Below are 17322 nucleotides of genomic sequence, written 5' to 3'. Positions count from 1 at the left end.
GTGCAGCAGCGCCATGCGCAAGCTCGGGGTGATGATGATGCCGGTCAGCTCCAGGTCGCCCAGGTTGCTGCCGCCTTCGCTGGCGTGCGCCACCGGCTTGCGGTCGGGATTGAACAGCGGCTTGTCCCAGACCACGCTGAACTGCTGCAGCGGTGTGGCTTGCGGCAGGTCGGCGCGGTCCGCCGACGGCAGCGCGGGCAGCGTGCGCGGCGGTGCCCAGCGCGTGCCGCGCCCGACACCGCCCAGCAGCACCAGCAACAGGATGCCGAGCAGCACGACCACGCCGGCCAGCACGGGGGTGAGCCGACGTTGCTGGGCGGCGTTCATGGCGCGGCTCCGGCATCGGCATCGGCCGGCGCAGGTGCAGGTGCACCGGCCGAGGGGCGCACGTAACCGGTGAGCGTGAACTGCACCTCCAGCGGCGCGCCCTGCTCGCGCTGTGCGGCGACCGGGTTGCGGTAGATGCTGAGGTCGTCGACGAACAGATACGGCCGGCCCTGCTCCAGCGCCTGCAGCACTGCCGCCAGCGGCTCGACGTCGCAGCTCAGGCTGATGCTGACGGCGGCCTTGCGATAGGGCTCGCCGGCCGATGCCGGCGGCGGCGGCAACGGCATCTTCTGGCTCACCACGCAACGCCCGCGCCGGGTGTTGCGGCCGACCACGTCGACCACCTGCTGCATCAGGTCGGCGGCGGCGTTGTTCGGATCGCTGGCGGCGAGGAACGCTTCGCTGGCGGCCTGCCCGGCACCCATTTCCGCGAGGCGCTGCTGCAGCGCCGGCTTCTCCGCGATCGCGGCGGCGTAGCGGCTGTGCGTGTCGCGCAGGTGCGCCATCTCCTCGTGGATCTGCTGCAGCGGCGCCACGAACCACCAGCGCAGCAACACCAGGTAGGCCAGCAGCACGAGCAGCAGCAGCAAGGCCACCGCGACAATGCGGCTCTCGCGCGGCGCGAGTACCCGGCGCGTCATGGCGCGTCCCCGCTGCTGGCGGACGCGGCCGGCCCGGCGGTCGCGGCCTGCCTGACGCGCGCGGTGAGGTAGAAGCGCTCCTTGCCGGTGCTGGCATCGGGCTGGATGCTGCCCTGGAAGCCGGCGTCGGTGATCACGCTGGAATCCTTCAGCGCATCGAGCAGCTTGGCCGCCTGCTGGCTCTGCCCCTGCATGCCGATCTGGCCGGTATTGTCGACGCTGAAGCGCTCCAGCCAGGTCCCCTGGGGCAGGCGCGCGGTGGCGTCGCGCAGCAGCTCCAGCATGCCGACGGTGTCCTTCTTGCGCTGGGCGAGGAAACCGGCGGCACCGGCGTTATCCTGCAGTTGCTGGCGCAGCGAGGCCACCTGCGCAGCGTCGCCGCGCATGGCGGCCACCTCGGCCTGCATGGTGGCCAGTGCGGCCTCGCGATTGTGTCGCCATTCGAGGCCGACCAGCAGCAACAGCAACACCACCCCGGCGGCCAGGATCAGGTTGAGCCGTCGCCGCGGATGCACGCGACGCGGGCGCTGCTCCGGCGGCAACAGGTTCACGCCGAGGCGGTCGTCGGCCGCCGCCACGTCCACCGCGTCCACCGCGATGCCCTGCGCGCGCAGGCGCGCGAGCAGCGGATCGACGCCGGCGCGGGCCGCCGCGACCAGCTCCACCTGGCAGCGCCCGGCCGGCGCGGCCGCCTGCAACTCGCGCACGGCGTAGTACACCTGCGCCACGCCGAACGGCGTCTGCCGGTCCATCTCGAAACCGACCACCTGGTGCAGGTTGTCGCGCGCGGCCAGCGGCAACGACAGACTGCGGCGCAGCACCTGCGCCGCCGGCAGCAGCAGCGCGACGCGCAGATCCTCGCGATCGACCTGCTGCAACGCCACCGCGAAGGCGGTCGCGGGCATGCCCTCGACCGCCTCGTTCCACTGCGCCAGCGATTCGGCATGGCCACGCCGGCGCAGCGACCAGGAGTCACCATCGACCTGCAGCAGGTACCAGTCCGTGCCATCGGCAAACCAGCTGCGCCATCGCAGCGGCAGCAACGCACGCAATTCGCCGCCCCACCAGGCGAGGAAAGCGGGCAGCGGCGAAGCGCGCCAACGACGGCGAACACGCTCCCAGCCCGGCCGCAGCGACGGCATCGCCGTACTCATTCGGACTTCCCCTCCTGCCAGCGCAATACGGCGTATGGTTTCACGCCACCCAGCCCCGGCTGCATGCGGATCGTCGCGCGCAATACCGCGCTCGTCCCGTCGGCCAGGGTGGCGACGGATTCAATACTATGCGTGGTTCCGTTGTTGAGGGCCAGACTCGGATCATCGGCGTTCCTCGCGCGGGTGGCGCGGATCTCGGCCAACTGCTGCGGCGTGATTCCGGGGATTGCCTGCAGCGCCAGCGGCGGCGCGGTGTTCGGGTTCGGGCTGGGGCTGCCGGACCAGATCGTCAGGGCCGGCGCCAGTTGCCGATACAGCGCCGGGGTCATGCCCAGCACCAGTTGCACCTCCTCGACGGTCACGAACGGACCACCGCGGGGGCCGTAATCGCGGCCGGCAGCGGCGTAGGCGGCGCGCTGGCTGTCCGCTTCGTTGGCGAGGTCCGGCGGGCTGCGCCAGTCGACGATGCGCCGGGCCAGCTCGCCGGCCTGCTCCGGCCGCAACCCGGCGGCGCGCAACAGGCCTTGCAGGACGTCGGGCGTGGCAGCGTTGAGGTCGACCTTGCCGTCCTCGTCGATGGAGCGCACCACCACGCTGGCGTGGTCGTAGACGAACTCGTAGGGCCGCCCGTCGCCGACCCAGCGCTGCTTGATGCGGGGATCCTGCAGACCGTAGATGGCCCGCATCAGGCCGGCCTCGGCGGCGTAATGCGCCTGCGTGCTGGCGAACTGGTAGCGTGCCTGCAGGCCTTCGGTGCGCGCCAGCGCGGCGTAGCCGCCGAGCAGGATCGCCAGCAAGGTGCACGCCCACAGCACCAGCAGCAGGGCCACTCCGCGCTGGCGCGACGCCTTCGGCAAGCGGCGGTTCATGGCGAATTGCGCCGCAGCAAACCGTTGCGCGGCAGGCCGTCGGCACGGACCGGCTCGATGCGCAGGGGAATGTCCAGCCGTGGCCAGCTGGCGCGATCCTGCGGCTGCAGCTCGATGCGCACCAGTTGCGGCAGCGAACGGTCGCCGGTCCATTCGCCCGCCCACGGCAAGGCCGCGCCGTCGGGATCGACGCCGCGGTAATGGAAGCTGCCCTCGCGAACGTGATCGAACAACACCTGCGGTTCGCCCAGCGCCTGTGGCGGGCTGCCGTCGGGCGGCAACAGGGCCAGGCGCAGTTCCAGACGGAGGCCGCCGGCGCCGTCGTCGACCAGCTGCAACTGCTGCAACTGCGGCCCGAGTTTGCCCAGGTAACCCGGCAACGGCGCGACATAGCGCATCTCGTGCGCACTGCCCTGGAAATAGACCGGCTCGCCGCGGTCGGTACGGCTGATCGGCGCGGCCAGGCTCTGCGCCAGTTCGCGACGCAGGAACTGCTGCGCCGCGCGCAGCTGGTCCATCCGCTCGATCATCGCCGTGCCCGAGCGCACGCTGCGGCTGGCGCTGGCGATGCCCGAATACACGCCCAGCAGCAACAGCGCCAGCAACACCAGCGCGGCAAGGATCTCCAGCAGGGTGAAGCCGGCGGCGCGTTTCATGGCAGCGCCTGCGCCGGCTCCGCCGCGGCCAGCCGCAAGGTGCGGAAGTGGGCCGCCTGCGGGTGTGTCGCCGGCCCCCAGGAGACTTCCAGGTCGAGCTGGTAGAGCTGCAGCGGCGCCTGCGCCGGGGTCGAGCCCGGACGCCAGGGCGCGACATCGAGCCGCCAGCGGAAGCGCTGGTCGAAACGCCCCGACGTGCTGCCCGGCTGCAGCGGCTCGCTGGTGAAGGCCGTATCGAGCAGGCTGCGTGCCCACAATGCCGCCTCGCTGTGGTCGGCGGCATTCTGGCTCAGGCGGGTCGAGCCGCCCGCCACGCGCATCAGCACGGTGAAGGCGATCGCCAGCAGGGCGATCGCGGCGATCACCTCGAGCAGGGTGAAGCCGGCGTGGCGCCGGGATGCGGAACGGGATTCGGGAGAGCGGGAGCAGGCGCGGAACAGCGGCACCCGCACGCCGTGCCGGCTTTCGCATTCCCCGTGCCGAACCGCGGCTCTCATGGCACCGCCGCCGTATCGACGACGCGCACTTCGCCGGTCAGCCAGGATACGTTGACATGCCACTCGCGCCGGCCGGCCTTGAGCGTGATGCGGCCGCCGGTGGAGCTGCCGTCCGGGAAAAAGCGGATGCGCCCGACGTGCTCGCCGGGCTGGTCTTCCTTCGCACTGGTGATGCTGACCTCAAGGCCCTTGGGCAGGGCGACGTCACGGTGGTTGGCGCCCTGGTAGCTGTTGGCGCGGGTGTCGACGTCGAAGGTCTGCTCGTTTGCGTGCACGATCGCCTGCGCGCGGGTCGCCCGCAGCGCGCCGGCCAGTTCGCTGCTGGCCGCGCGCACCCGCGCCCCGGCCAGTCCGCGCGTCACCGACACCGAGACCGCCACCGCCGCCAGGCCGATCAGCACGATCACCACCAGCATCTCGAGCAGGGTAAAGCCGCGGGCGCGCCGGGAACGGAAAAGTTCGCAGCGCGGGCGATTCGCATGGAAGCGCGCCGTGCCGATCTCTTGCCGATTCCCGATGGCCGGTTTCATTGCCAGTTGCCGGCATCCGCATTCAACCCGTCGCCGCCCGGCTTGCCGTCTTCGCCGTAGAAGACGAGGTCGTATTTGCCGTGCTGGCCGGGGTACTGGTAGCCGTAGTCGTGGCCGTAGGGATCCTTCAGCTGCGACTCCTTGGCGTACGGACCCTGCCAGTTCGGCGCGTTGCCGGGCTTCTTCACCAGGTCGACCAGCTGCTGCGGCGGCGTGCCGTTGTCGAGCATGTAGTTGTCGATGTCCTGCGACAGCGTGCTCAGCTGGATCTTGCCGGTCTTGTACTTGCCCTTGTCGAAACTCGGGATGACCTTGGTGATCACCGCCACCGCGACGATGCCGATCAGCGCGATCACCGCCAGCATCTCGAGCAGGGTGAAGCCGCCGGCGCGCCTTGCACGCACGCAGCGGGAGCGCGTATCCCGGGTGTCGATTCCCGTTGCCATAGCCATTGCCAATCTCTCCTTCCAGATCATTGAATACTGCTGGTCATGCTCAGCAGCGGCAGCAGGATCGCGACCATGATGATGCCCACCAGCACGGTCATCACGATGGTCAGCGCGGGTACCAGCGCGGCCAGCAGGCGGTCGATCGAGCGACGCGATTCCAGTTCGAAGGTGTCGGCCACTTTCAGCAGCATGCCGTCGAGCTGGCCGGCCTCCTCGCCCACCTGCACCATCTGCAGGGCGAGGCGCGGAAACAGTTTCGACTGGCCCAGCGCCAGGCTCAGCCCCGCGCCGCCCTTGACCTGGTCGTGCGCCGCGCCGAGCGCCGCGTCCAGCGCAAGGTTGCCGGTGACCTGGCGCGCGATGGTCAGCGCGCCGAGCAGCGGCACGCCGTTGCGCAGCAGGGTGCCAAGGGTGCGGGCGATGCGCGCGGTCTCGATCTTCAGCAGCAGCGGGCCGATCACGCGCAGCCCCAGCAGGCGCGTGTGCCAGGCCAGTCGCGCCGCCGGATCGCGCAACCGCGCGCGCCACACCAGCGCGCCGCCGATCAGCAGCACCGCGATCAGCCACCACCAGTCCGCCAGCAGGTTGCCCAGTGCCAGCACCGCCGCGGTGATCCAGGGAATCGGTACCTGCATGTCCTGGAAGATCGGCACGAACTGCGGCACCACATAGGCCAGCAGCAGCACCAGCGAGCCGAGCACGCCGACCATCAGGAACGCCGGGTAGATCAGCGCATTGGTGATGCTGCCGCGCAGGGCCTGCGCGCGTTCCAGGTAGTCGGCCAGCCGGCGCAGGGTTTCCTCCAGCGACCCGCCCGCCTCGCCGGCGCGCACCAGGCTGATGTACAGGCGCGGGAATACGCCGTGCTCCTCGTCCAGCGCCGCGGACAGGGTGGTACCGCCGCGCACGCGGTCGCGTACCCGCTCGATCAGTTTCTTCGCCGACTCGCCTTCGGGCAGATCGAGCAGGATGCTCAGCGCGCGGTCCAGCGGCTGGCCCGCACCGAGCAGGGTCGCCAGCTGATGGGTGAACAGCGCCAGCTGGTCGCCGCTGAACGGCCCGCGCTTGAACATGCCGCCCAGGCCAGTACCCGTCGCCGCGCCCTCCGCCGAGTGCGCCTCCAGCGGCGTATGCCCCTGATCCTGCAGCCGCGCGATCACCTCCTCGACACTGGCGGCCTCCATCTGGCCCTGCAGCGTTTCGCCGGCGTCGTTGACGGCCTTGTAGCGGTATTGGCTCACGGGGCGCGCCTCGCGAGCCGGGACTCAGCCTTCCTGCGTGACACGCATCACCTCCTCCAGCGTGGTGATGCCGGCGACGGCCTTGGCGATGCCGTCTTCGTACATGGTGCGCATGCCTTCGGCGCGAGCCTGTTTCTCGATCTCGCCCTCGCTGGCGCGCTGCATCACCAGGCGGCGCAGCGGGTCGCTCATGGTGAGGAACTCCATGATCGCGCGGCGGCCACGGTAGCCGCTGGGATTCGCCGCGCTGGTGCCGGGTTTCCACAGCCGGATCGGGCGTTCGTCGGTGTATTTCTCCAGCTCGAACTGTTTGATGACCTCGGGCAGCGCCTCGTAGGGGATCGCGGTTTCCGGATCGAGCCGGCGCACCAGCCGCTGCGCCAGGATGCCGTTGATGGTGGAACCGAGCAGGTAATCCTCCACGCCCATGTCGAGCAGGCGGGTGACGCCGCCCGCGGCGGAGTTGGTGTGCAGCGTGGAAAGCACCAGGTGGCCGGTCAGCGCGGACTGGATCGCGATGCGACAGGTTTCCAGGTCGCGCATCTCGCCGATCATGATCACGTCGGGGTCCTGGCGCATGATCGAGCGCAGGGCGCCGGCGAAATCCAGCCCGATCTGCGGCTTCACCTGGATCTGGTTGATGCCTTCTAGCTGGTATTCGACCGGGTCCTCGACGGTGATGATCTTCACGTCGTTGGTGTTGATCTGGCTGAGCGCGGTGTACAGCGTGGTGGTCTTGCCCGAACCGGTCGGGCCGGTGACCAGCAGGATGCCGTGCGGCTTGTTCAGCACCTCGACGAAGCGCTGCTTGAAGCTGTCGGTGAAGCCCAGCGATTCGAAATCGAACACCACCGATTCGCGATCCAGGATACGCATCACCACCGATTCGCCGAAGCTGGTCGGCACGGTGGACACGCGCAGGTCGAGCTCCTTGCCCTGCACGCGCAACTGGATGCGGCCGTCCTGCGGCAGGCGGCGCTCGGCGATGTTGAGGCGCGCCATGATCTTCACGCGCGAGATCACCGCGGCGGTCGACGACGACGGCGGCGCTTCCACTTCATGCAAGACGCCGTCGATGCGGTAACGCACCTTCAGCCGGTTCTCGAACGGCTCGATGTGCACGTCGGAGGCGCGCTGCTCGACCGCGCGCTGCAGGATGAGATTCACCAGCCGGATCACCGGCGCCTCGGAGGCGAGGTCGCGCAGGTGCTCGACGTCGTCCTCCTCGGCGGCGCTGCCGTCGAGGTTCTCCACGATGGTGCCCATCGCGGAACGGCCGGAGCCGTAGTAGCGCTCGATCAGGCCATCGATTTCCGAACGCAGGCCCACGCGCAAGGCGACTGGACGACCAGCGGCCAGCTCGACCGCCTGCAGCGGATATGGATCGGCCGGGTCGGCCACCAGCAGGGCCAGCCCGTTTTTGCCTTCCTGCACGGGCACCACATGCTGTTGCTTGAGAAAGCGCAGCGACAGGTCGAGGTCGGCCGGCGGCAGCTCCGGCGCGTCGCGCGCGGACAGCAGGGGCACCTGCAGCAGTTCGGCCCAGGCCTCGGCCAGGTCGCGTTCGGAAACCAGGCCCAGCCGCGCCATCAGCGTGGTGAGCGTGCCCTCGGTGGATTCCTCGTGCAGGCGCCGCGCCCGGCCCAGGTCGGCATCCTTCAACCGCCCGCGCGCGACCAGCCAGGCGCAGACAGCGGCCTCGCGGTCGTCGTCCACGCCTGCCCCGCCACCCGCCGGCTCGATGGCTGCCGACATCCGTCACCTCACGTTCGATGCATGCCCGTCGCGCGGCGCCCCCCGACACCGCGCGGAAAACGTCATTCGTATCACAACGGCGGCTGCAGGACATTACCCGCCGTGAAACGGAGGCGGCGGGCATCCAGCGGCCCGCCGCCTCCGGCGTCTTACCAGCCGAAGCCGACGCCCACGCCGCCGGAAGCTTCGTTGCCGCTCACCGCCGCGCCGAAAGTGAGGTTGGCACGCGGCGACAGCTGCCGCGAGTAACCCACCGAGAGCGCCGCTTCGCCGCGGTAGCCACCCACGCCCACGCCGAGCCGGTTGGGCGTGTTGATGCCCTGCGTGCTGAACGCCATCTGCGACATCGCCGTGCCCATCGCGCCGACCTGGTCCATGCGCTTGTCGACCCCATGGAAGCGCTCGTTCATCTGGTCGCGCAGGCCGTTCACGTCGGCGGTGGAGGCGATGCTGGCGAACTTGGCGTCGGTATAGGCGTTGGCGCTTTGCAGGGTCTGCTGCGCATTGGCGTCGGCGTAGGTCTTGGCGGTCACCAGCGCCTGTTCGACCTGGCCCACGTTGGCCGCATCGGTGGCCTGGCTGCCGGCCGCCACGTTGGTGACCTGGCGGTTATGCGCCGCCGTGCCCACCGACACCGTGTTGGCGCGATCGGCCAGCGAACCCTGGCCCAGCGCGACGGCACCGGAAGCGGTCACCGAGGCGCCCTCGCCCAGCGCCACCGCATTGGTGGCGGTCGCGGCGACCGTGCTGTTGGCGCCCACCGCGGTGCTGCCGTCGGCATTCACCCTGGCGTTGCCGCCGAGCGCGGTGTCGTTGGCGCCGGCGGCATGGCTGTCACCGCCGATCGCGGTGGCGTGATCGCCGCCGGCGGAGGCTGCCGAACCGATCGCCACGCCCTTCGAGCCGGCCAGCGCGTTGGCGTCGTCGCTGCCGTCGCCCGCGGTGTCGATCGCTACCGCGCCCAGCTCCATCGTGCTCTGCTGCAGATCGCCGATCTGCCCTTCGATGGTGGTGACGCGGCCGTCCAGCGCGCCGATCGCCGCGGTGTTGGTGCTGATCGCCGCGGTGTTGTCGCCCAGCGCGGTACCGGCCAGGTCAAGCTGCGCCTGCAGCGCGTTGAGCTGGTCCAGGTTCACCGCGTCGGTGCCCTGGGTGCCGGCGGCGACGTTGGTGATCTGGCGCTCGAAACCGACGCTGCCCACCGAGACCGTATCCGCGCGATCGGCCAGCGACTGCGCGCCCAGCGCCACCGCGTTGTCGGCGGTGGACTGCACCCACGCGCCCGAACCCAGCGCGGTGCCGTTGGCTGCATCGGCGCCGGCCAGCCAGCCGAACGCCGCGGCATAGTCGCCGGTGGCGTAACTGCCGGCGCCCAGCGCGGTCGCACCGATGCCCGACGCCTCGGTGACGAACTGCCCACCGGCGGCGCTGCCACCCACGGCCACGCTTTCGTCGCCGCCGGCGGCCGAGTTCTCGCCCACCGCCACGCTGCTGGCGCCGCTGGCCGCTGCGCCCGCGCCGCTGGCCAGGGAGTAGTCGCCGATGGCCATCGAGTTGTAGCCCAGCGCCGTGCCCAGGAAGCCGGGCGCGGCGCTGTAGCCGCCCAGGGCGACCGTACCCGCATTCAGCGCGCCGCTGTTGTAACCCAGCGCCAGCGACTGTGCGCCGATGGCGCCGCCGTAGCCGTTGCTGTCCTGCGAGCCCATGCCGATCGACAGCACGCCTTCGGCATGGCTGTCCGCACCCAGTGCCAGCGCGCCCTGCGCCAGCGCGGCGGCGTTGTTGCCCACTGCGGTGGCCGCATCGGCGCCGGTGTAGGCCGCGCCGCCGACCGAGGTCGCGCCGGCGCCCTGTGCCCAGGCACCGTTGCCGGTGGCGGTGGCGTTGTCGCCAATGCCCACGGTCTGGTAGCCCAGCGCCATCGCGCCGCGGCCTTCCGCCGCGGCCAGCGAGCCGACCGCGATCGAGCCTTCGCCCTGCGCCTCGGTGGCGAGGAATCCGTTGGACGGGTCCGGGTCGCCGCCGCCGATCGCGATGCTGCCGCGATCCGATGCCTGCGCGTTGGCGCCCAGCGCCACGCTGTCGTAGCCGTCGGCACCGGCGTTGCTGCCGCCGGCGAACGCGCCCTGGCCGGTGGCATACGCCAGCGAACCGACCGCCGTGCTGTCGAAGCCGTCCGCACCGGCGCCAGCGCCCAGCGCGGTCGCGCCGAACGCGCTGGCTTCGGTGCCGTACACCGTGCCGTCGGTGTCGACGTAGTTGCCGCCCACCGCCGTGGTGGAACCGTCGGTGGCGCTGGCGTTGGAGCCGAACGCGCTGGCGTTGTCGCCGCTGGCGGCTGCATCCACGCCGCAGGCGAAGGCGCCGTCGCCGGTGGGCGTGGCCGGTACGGTGGTGGTGACGCCGTCGACGGTGTAGGTGCAGCTCGCGGCCGCGGTCTGCGCGTGGATCGTCAGCGGCGCCAGTGCCAGGGCCAGCACGCCGGCGGCAACCAGGCGCAGGCGCGAACTGCCGCGACGGCCGCGGCGCGAGGCCAGCTCCGAGGCCACCACCACCGCGCCCAGCGCGGCATTCCAGATCTTGCTGTAAATCGTGTTCATGACTTCAAACTCTCCTGTGCGACGCGGCCGCGCGACGGATCGCGCAGCGGCGCCTTGCGTGTGATGTTGCGGAACCGGCGCGCGCGGCATGCTGCCGGCCACGCCCGGTTCCGGCTTCAGGGAAACGACCCGGTTCAGTGCGCCGGGCAGGCCACGTCCACCGCTTCAAAAGCGGCGGCCACGTCGGCTTCGGCATAGCCGCGGTCGGTGGCGGCCTGCTCCACCCCGCAGGCGCCGCCGTCGAAGGTTTCCTGCGGCCCCCAGTACAGCGCGTTGGCGTCGTGGAACACCTCGAACGCCTTGCGCGTGTTCCAGCCGCCGGTCCTGGCCAGCAGGCAGAACGCGCGGTTGTACACGCCGCTGGTGTAGTGCACGTCGAGCGCGTCGTTGTAGTCACGCGCACTGTCGATGGACGCGCCATCGTTGCTCGGCGTGCACATGTCGCGCAGCGCCGCCATGCCCAGCAGCGGCACCGTGGCCGGCTTGACCATGTCCGCGCCGACCATGAAGTCGTTGCTGCCGCGGTCGAAGTACTTCACCGCCTCGCCGGCCATGTCGGAGAACGCCTCGTTCATGCCGCCGGACTGGCCGGTGTATTCCAGGCCCGAATGCTGTTCGGTGAAACCGTGGCTGATCTCGTGCCCGGTCACGTCGAGCACCACGAAGGGAAAGAAGTACTGGTCGCCGTCGCCGAACACCATCTCGCTGCCGTCCCAGAACGCGTTCTCGTAGTTGGTGCCGTAGTGCACCCACATCGACAGTTGCATCGCCGAGCCGTCGGCGTTCGTCAGCGGCGGCTCGCCGAACCAGCTGCTGTACATGTCATGCACCACGCCGCCGAAATGATGGGCGTCGTTGATCGGCGAGTACGCGCCATTGATGGCGTCGCCCTGGCTCAGCCACAGCGCCGGGTTGCTGCCGGGGCAGCCGAACGACCACTGCGTGACGCGCTGGCCGCCACCCAGGTTGTAGGTGGCCACGTTGGCGCTCTGCAGGTAGCACACGCTGCCCGTGCGCACCGCGTCGAGCCGCTCGCGGCCCGGGCCGGAGTTGTCGTAGTTGTACAGGCCGGTCAGCGTGTTGCCACCCGGGCCGGTCGCGGTGACCGCGGTGGGCGCGCTGCCACCACCCGGCGGACGCCGGCCGTGGGTGAGCCCGTCCCACTGCTTGAGCACGGCGCCGGTGTTGGCATCGACGATCGCGGTCGGTCGCGTCGGCTGGCCGTGGTTGTCCAGCACGTAGGACACGCGATAGGTCAGTCGCGGCGCGGCACCCGCTTGCGGGTAGACGAACAGCTCGCTGGCGAGATTGCGCGCAGCCAGGCTGGTGTCACCCCTGTGCCGGCGCAGCGCAGCGGTGGCAGCCGCCGCCGTCAGCCGCGGCTGTGCCGTGGCGAGTTGCGCGCCGATGTCGCGCTCGGCCGAGCCGGCCACCGACAGCACCGCGCCGCGCGTGTTGCGTTCCACCACTACGCTGCGGCCGTACACCGGCACGCCACGCCAGGTCTGCCGCTCGCGCGACTTCAGCGTGCCGTGCGCGGTGCGCAACTGGCGCTCGGCCACGAACGAGGCGTCCGTACCCAGGCCCAGTCGGTTGGCCAGCGTCGCCGGCGCAATCCGGCCCATCGCACCGGCGTGGATGTGCAGCGGTGTCGCTGCCAGGCACGACCCGGCGGTGACGCCACCCAGGGCCAGGACCAGGGCAGCGACGAGTTTCTTGTTGAGCATTTCCATCCCCCAAAACAGTCAGACGATCTGCCGTGGCGGCGCGCAGGCGCCGCACGGTCAGCTGGATTCCGCTGCCCTCCCCGGAGCAGCGAATCGGCGACCCTAGGAGAGCGGCGCGCGGTCCGTCAATTGGAAAAATTCCGAGAACCTGTCCACACTCGTGTTTTTTCGTCGCCCATTTCACGCTCCGCACAGGCCCTTCATGCAGCTCATCGACATCGGCGCCAACCTCGGCCACGAATCGTTCCGGCACGACTTCGACGCCATGCTGGCGCGCGCCCGCGAGCACGGCGTGGGCCGCATGATCGTGACCGGCGCCTCTGCCGACGGCAGCCGCCACGCACTGACCCTGGCGCATGACCACGCCGGCCGCCTGTTCGCCACCGCCGGCGTGCACCCGCACCACGCTATCGACTTCGACGACGCCACCGAGGCGTTGCTGCGGGAGCTGGCGCACGACCCGGCGGTGCGTGCGATCGGTGAAACCGGGCTGGACTACAACCGCAACTACTCGCCGCGCGAGGTACAGCTGGCCGTGTTCGAACGCCAGCTGCAGATCGCGGTCGATCTGCAGAAGCCGTTGTTTCTGCATCAGCGCGATGCGCACGACGATTTCGTCGCGCTGCTGCGGCGCTACCGCGACCAGGTGCCGGGCGCGGTGGTGCATTGCTTCACCGATACCGGCGCGGCGCTACGCGACTACCTCGCGCTGGATTGCCACATCGGCATCACCGGCTGGATCTGCGACGAACGCCGCGGCACCCACCTGCGCGAACTGGTGCGCACGATTCCGGCCAACCGGCTGATGATCGAGACCGACGCGCCCTACCTGCTGCCGCGCACGGTGCGTCCGCCGCCGGCGCACCGGCGCAACGAGCCGATGTACCTCAAGCACATCTGCGAGGAGATCGCCCGCGACCGCGGCGAGAGCGCGGAAGTCACCGCGGCGAACAGCACGGCGACCGCCGAGGCGTTCTTCGGATTGCCGCCGCTGCCATAGGGCGGGCACTGCCCGCCAGGCTTTTCCTCTCGGGAAACGAAGATCGGCGGGCAGTGCCCGCCCTACGACAGCACGCGCGACTCGCCGGGCGCCAGGCCGTCCAGCGCATGCTCGCCAACGCGCACGCGGATCAGGCGCAAGGTCGGGAAGCCGACCGCGGCGGTCATCCGGCGCACCTGGCGGTTGCGGCCTTCGCGCAGGGTCAGGCTGAGCCAGCTGGTGGGGATGGACTGGCGGAAGCGCACCGGCGGATCGCGCGGCCACAGCCAGTCCGGTTCGGCGGCGAAGGCGGCCTCGGCCGGGAGGGTCGGGCCATCGTTCAACCTCACGCCGCGGCGCAACGCCTGCAACGCGGTTTCGTCGATGCAGCCCTCGACCTGGACGAGATAGGTCTTGGCCTGCTTGTGGCGCGGGTCGGTGAGCCGGTGCGCGAGCGCGCCGTCATCGGTCAGCAGCAGCAGGCCTTCGCTGTCGCGGTCCAGCCGTCCGGCCGCATAGACGTCCGTTTGCGCGACGTAATCGGCCAGCGTGGCGCGGCCTTCACGGTCGGTGAATTGGCAAAGCACGCCATACGGCTTGTTGAGCGCCAGCAGCATGACGGGTGCAGCGACCGCCCGGATTACCGGGCGGACGTGGCGGCGGCAGTGGCGGCACTCGCCGGCGCGGCCGGCTTGACGAAGCGCAGGGTCATTCGATCCGACTCGCCGATCGCCTGGTACCTGGCCCGATCCTGCTCGCCCAGGGTCAGCGTGGGCGGCAGCGTCCACACGCCCTTGGGGTGGTCGTGCGTATCCAGCGGATTGGCGTTGACCTCGCTGCTGCCGTGGAGCACGAAGCCGGCGTCGACGGCCAGCTTCACCACGTAGTCGGCAGGCAGGTAACCGCTGCCTTTCACCGCCTCCAGGGTGGCTCCGGGTGCGGCGCGATGATCGACCACGCCCAGCACGCCGCCCGGTCGCAGCACCTGGAAGAACGCCTGGAACATGGCCGGCGCGGTACCCGCCTGGACCCAGTTGTGCGCGTTGCGGAAGGTCAGCACCGTGTCCGCCGATCCGGGCGGACCGAACACCGGCGCGCGCGGGTTGAACTCGACGATCTTCGCGTTGCCGTAATGCGCCGGATCGGCAGCGAACAGGCGATGCAGCGCGCTGTCGTCGCGTCGCGCTTCGGCACCGTCGCGCGGCGCCGCCACCGCGGCGATGTAGTGGCCGTTGTCGTTGAGCAGCGGCGCCAGGATTTCGCTGTACCAGCCGCCGCCCGGGGTGATCTCGATCACCGTCTGGTCCGGCTGCACGCCGAAGAATTGCAGGGTGGCCTTGGGGTGACGGTAGACGTCGCGCGCCTGGTTGGCCGGCGACCGCCAGCTTCCCGCCAGCACCTGGTCCAGTTGCGTGGCGGTGAAATCGCTGGCGCTGGTGGGCGGCACCAGGGCGTCGCCGGGCTGGTCCGGTTCGGCGGAGGCGCCCGGGGTCACCTGTTGCGCACATGCCGTCGCCGGCAGTATCAGCGCGGCGATCAGCAGCCAGGCGAACGACGATCGTGGCCGTGCGCGCGACGGGTGGCTGGCTTGGTTCGCTTGGTTCATCGTTTGACTCCCTGGCCCGCAGGCCATCCAGAAGCGATGCAGCAGGTGCCCGAACGCTTCGTGCAACCGCCCGCGCGGGGACGCGGCCGTCGCGGGACTGGTGAGGCACAAGCGGTTCATGGTGGCCAATGTGGCGGAAAGAGCGTGCAGACCAGGTGGACACGTGGGGCAGGCCGTGCGTCCGCCCCTTTCATTTGCCCATTCTACGGCATCCCGGATGCCGGCGAGCGTGGCTCAATAATGGATCACCGAGCGGATCGCCTTGCCGTCATGCATCAGCTCGAATGCCTCGTTGATGCGCTCCAGCGGCAGCACCTGGCTGATCATCTCGTCGATGTGGATTTCGCCGGCCAGGTAGCGGTCGACATAGCCGGGCAACTGCGAGCGACCCTTTACGCCACCGAATGCCGAGCCGCGCCACACGCGGCCGGTGACCAGCTGGAACGGCCGCGTGCTGATCTCCTGGCCGGCGCCGGCCACGCCGATGATGATCGACTCGCCCCAGCCCTTGTGGCAGCACTCCAGCGCCGAACGCATCACGTGGACATTGCCGATGCACTCGAACGAATAATCCACGCCGCCGTCGGTGAGCTCGACGACCACCTGCTGGATCGGCGTGTCCGGGTAGTCCTTCGGATTGATGCAGTCGGTGGCGCCGAGCAGCTTCGCCATCTCGAACTTGGCCGGGTTGGTGTCGACCACCACGATGCGGCCGGCTTTCGCCATCACCGCGCCCTGCACCACCGACAGGCCGATGCCGCCGAGCCCGAACACCGCCACGCTGGCACCCGGCTCCACCTTCGCCGTGTTGAGCACCGCGCCGATGCCGGTGGTGATGCCGCAACCGAGCAGGCAGACCTTTTCCAGCGGCGCGGCTTTGTTGATCTTCGCCACCGAGATCTCCGGCAGCACGGTGTATTCGCTGAACGTGCTGGTGCCCATGTAATGCAGCAGCGGCTTGCCATCCAGCGAGAAGCGCGAGGTGCCGTCGGGCATCAGGCCCTGGCCCTGGGTCACGCGGATCTTCTGGCACAGGTTGGTCTTGCCGGAGCGGCAGAACTTGCACTCGCCGCATTCGGGCGTGTACAGCGGGATCACGTGGTCGCCGACCTGCAGCGAGGTGACACCCTCGCCGACCTCCTCGACGATGCCGCCGCCCTCGTGGCCGAGGATCACCGGGAACTGCCCCTCCGGATCGTCGCCGGAGAGGGTGAACGCATCGGTATGGCACACGCCGGTGGCAACGATGCGCACCAGCACCTCGCCTGCCTTCGGGCCGGCCACGTCGACCTGTTCGATGGAGAGCGGCTGGCCTGCGGCCCAGGCGACGGCGGCACGTGATTTCATGGTTCGACTCCTGCGTGGGGATGGAGCGCATCAAGTCACCGCTCGATGCGAGCCGTCCCCCATGGTATCAATCGACCGCCAGGTCATCCGGCCGGAATGCCGACATTTGCCCGCGGTAATCCGCCGCCTCGGCCAGCAGCCACTCGCGGAATCGTTGCAGGCCGCGATGCTCCAGCGAGCGCGGCGGATACACCAGCCAGTAGGCTTCCTTCACCGCCAGATAGCTGTTGCCCAATACCTGCAACCGCCCCGCGTCGATCAGCGACTTGGAGGTGACCATCCGCCCCAGCGCCACCCCGAGGCCTTCCAGCGCCGCGTGGCGCAGCGCATCGAGGCTGTCGAACTGGGCGACGTAGCGTTTCGGCCGCGTGCCGCCGGTGCGGCCGAACCAGTCGTTCCAGCGGGTCGATTCGCCGGGCTCCCCGAGCAGCGGCCAGCGCGACAGATCGCGCGGGTCGACGCCGGCCATCCGCGCAACCAGTTCGGGCGCGGCCACCGGGGCGATCCATTCGCCGAACAGCCGTTCACAGTGGAGCCCCGGCCACTGGCCGCGGCCGTAACGCAGCGCCACGTCCACCGGCTCGCGGGCGAAGTTCACCAGGGTCGATCCGGATTGCAGGCTGAGCTCCAGCTCCGGATGCGCGGCGACCAGTTTCGGCAGCCGCGGCACCAGCCAGCTCGACATGATGCCGGGGCTGGCGCTGAGCGTGAGCGCATCGTGGTGGCGCGCGTGATAGGCGCCGAGCGCGTGCTCGATGCCGTCGACGTGCTCGCCCACCGCTTCCAGCAGACAGCTGCCGTCGACAGTCAGCGTCACTCCGCGCGGCCCGCGCTCGAACAGGCGTCGATCCAGCCGTTCCTCCAGCTGTTTCATCTGGTGGCTGAGCGCGCTGACGGTGAGGTTCGCCTCGCGCGCAGCGCGCGAGAGATTGCCCTGGCGGGGG

16 protein-coding genes and 1 pseudogene are annotated in these 17322 nt (G+C 70.1%); 1 reads left to right on the top strand and 16 read right to left on the bottom strand.

All coding sequences use genetic code 11. The annotated features are described in order from the left end of the window. The 12 genes and pseudogenes from B1991_RS17015 to B1991_RS16960 form a co-directional block, all read right to left on the bottom strand. Positions 1-327: pseudogene (locus B1991_RS17015) on the bottom strand (hypothetical protein); the annotation flags it as partial. Further along, entirely contained in the window at positions 324-968 is a 645-nt protein-coding gene (gene gspM / locus B1991_RS17010; protein ID WP_136259873.1) for a type II secretion system protein GspM, read from the bottom strand. The gene gspM and the pseudogene B1991_RS17015, both read right to left, overlap by 4 nt. Continuing rightward, a complete protein-coding gene (locus B1991_RS17005; protein ID WP_136259872.1) occupies positions 965-2122 on the bottom strand; it encodes a type II secretion system protein GspL in 1158 nt (385 codons plus the stop codon). The genes gspM and B1991_RS17005 overlap by 4 nt, the downstream gene beginning before the upstream one ends. Continuing rightward, positions 2119-2991 carry a type II secretion system minor pseudopilin gene (locus tag B1991_RS17000; RefSeq protein ID WP_136259871.1) on the bottom strand — a complete coding sequence of 291 codons (873 nt, stop codon included), beginning with the start codon at positions 2989-2991 and terminating at the stop codon, positions 2119-2121. Before B1991_RS17000 ends, B1991_RS17005 begins: the two co-directional genes overlap by 4 nt. Then, complete coding sequence (locus tag B1991_RS16995) at positions 2988-3647, bottom strand: prepilin-type N-terminal cleavage/methylation domain-containing protein (protein ID WP_136259870.1); 660 nt, start codon at positions 3645-3647, stop codon at positions 2988-2990. The genes B1991_RS17000 and B1991_RS16995 overlap by 4 nt, the downstream gene beginning before the upstream one ends. Further along, positions 3644-4144 carry a prepilin-type N-terminal cleavage/methylation domain-containing protein gene (locus tag B1991_RS16990; RefSeq protein ID WP_136259869.1) on the bottom strand — a complete coding sequence of 167 codons (501 nt, stop codon included), beginning with the start codon at positions 4142-4144 and terminating at the stop codon, positions 3644-3646. The genes B1991_RS16995 and B1991_RS16990 overlap by 4 nt, the downstream gene beginning before the upstream one ends. Beyond that, the gene (locus B1991_RS16985) at positions 4141-4644 is read right to left on the bottom strand and encodes a GspH/FimT family pseudopilin (RefSeq protein ID WP_281280645.1); all 504 of its coding nucleotides are present in this window, start codon (positions 4642-4644) and stop codon (positions 4141-4143) included. The genes B1991_RS16990 and B1991_RS16985 overlap by 4 nt, the downstream gene beginning before the upstream one ends. Before the next feature lie 26 nt (positions 4645-4670). Then, entirely contained in the window at positions 4671-5120 is a 450-nt protein-coding gene (gene gspG / locus B1991_RS16980) for a type II secretion system major pseudopilin GspG (RefSeq protein WP_136259875.1), read from the bottom strand. Between the two features lie 26 nt (positions 5121-5146). Continuing rightward, positions 5147-6364 carry a type II secretion system inner membrane protein GspF gene (gspF, locus tag B1991_RS16975; protein ID WP_136259867.1) on the bottom strand — a complete coding sequence of 406 codons (1218 nt, stop codon included), beginning with the start codon at positions 6362-6364 and terminating at the stop codon, positions 5147-5149. Between the two features lie 24 nt (positions 6365-6388). Next, a complete protein-coding gene (gene gspE / locus B1991_RS16970) occupies positions 6389-8119 on the bottom strand; it encodes a type II secretion system ATPase GspE (RefSeq protein ID WP_136259866.1) in 1731 nt (576 codons plus the stop codon). 149 nt (positions 8120-8268) lie between these two features. Continuing rightward, entirely contained in the window at positions 8269-10719 is a 2451-nt protein-coding gene (locus B1991_RS16965; protein ID WP_168709694.1) for an ESPR-type extended signal peptide-containing protein, read from the bottom strand. Between the two features lie 134 nt (positions 10720-10853). Further along, on the bottom strand, positions 10854-12446 hold the full coding sequence (locus B1991_RS16960) for a M4 family metallopeptidase (RefSeq protein WP_136259864.1): 1593 nt from the start codon (positions 12444-12446) through the stop codon (positions 10854-10856). A 202-nt stretch (positions 12447-12648) separates the two neighbouring features. Here B1991_RS16960 and B1991_RS16955 point away from each other — a divergent pair, with 202 nt between their 5' ends. Beyond that, complete coding sequence (locus B1991_RS16955; protein WP_136259863.1) at positions 12649-13446, top strand: TatD family hydrolase; 798 nt, start codon at positions 12649-12651, stop codon at positions 13444-13446. 62 nt (positions 13447-13508) lie between these two features. Here the strand turns inward: B1991_RS16955 and B1991_RS16950 are convergent, their stop codons facing one another. The 4 genes from B1991_RS16950 to B1991_RS16935 form a co-directional block, all read right to left on the bottom strand. After that, positions 13509-14042, bottom strand: a complete 534-nt coding sequence (locus tag B1991_RS16950) for a pseudouridine synthase (protein WP_136259862.1) — start codon at positions 14040-14042, stop codon at positions 13509-13511. 23 nt (positions 14043-14065) lie between these two features. Continuing rightward, a complete protein-coding gene (locus tag B1991_RS16945) occupies positions 14066-15031 on the bottom strand; it encodes a class I SAM-dependent methyltransferase (RefSeq protein WP_168709693.1) in 966 nt (321 codons plus the stop codon). A gap of 234 nt (positions 15032-15265) precedes the next feature. Next, complete coding sequence (locus tag B1991_RS16940) at positions 15266-16378, bottom strand: S-(hydroxymethyl)glutathione dehydrogenase/class III alcohol dehydrogenase (protein ID WP_136259861.1); 1113 nt, start codon at positions 16376-16378, stop codon at positions 15266-15268. A 67-nt stretch (positions 16379-16445) separates the two neighbouring features. Further along, a partial coding sequence (locus B1991_RS16935; RefSeq protein ID WP_136259860.1) for a LysR substrate-binding domain-containing protein occupies positions 16446-17322 on the bottom strand: 877 nt, incomplete at its 5' end.

The organism is Rhodanobacter lindaniclasticus (genome assembly GCF_004799035.1).
GTDB classification, from domain to species: Bacteria; Pseudomonadota; Gammaproteobacteria; order Xanthomonadales; family Rhodanobacteraceae; genus Rhodanobacter; species Rhodanobacter lindaniclasticus.
This window is presented reverse-complemented; position numbering and strand designations above follow the sequence as displayed.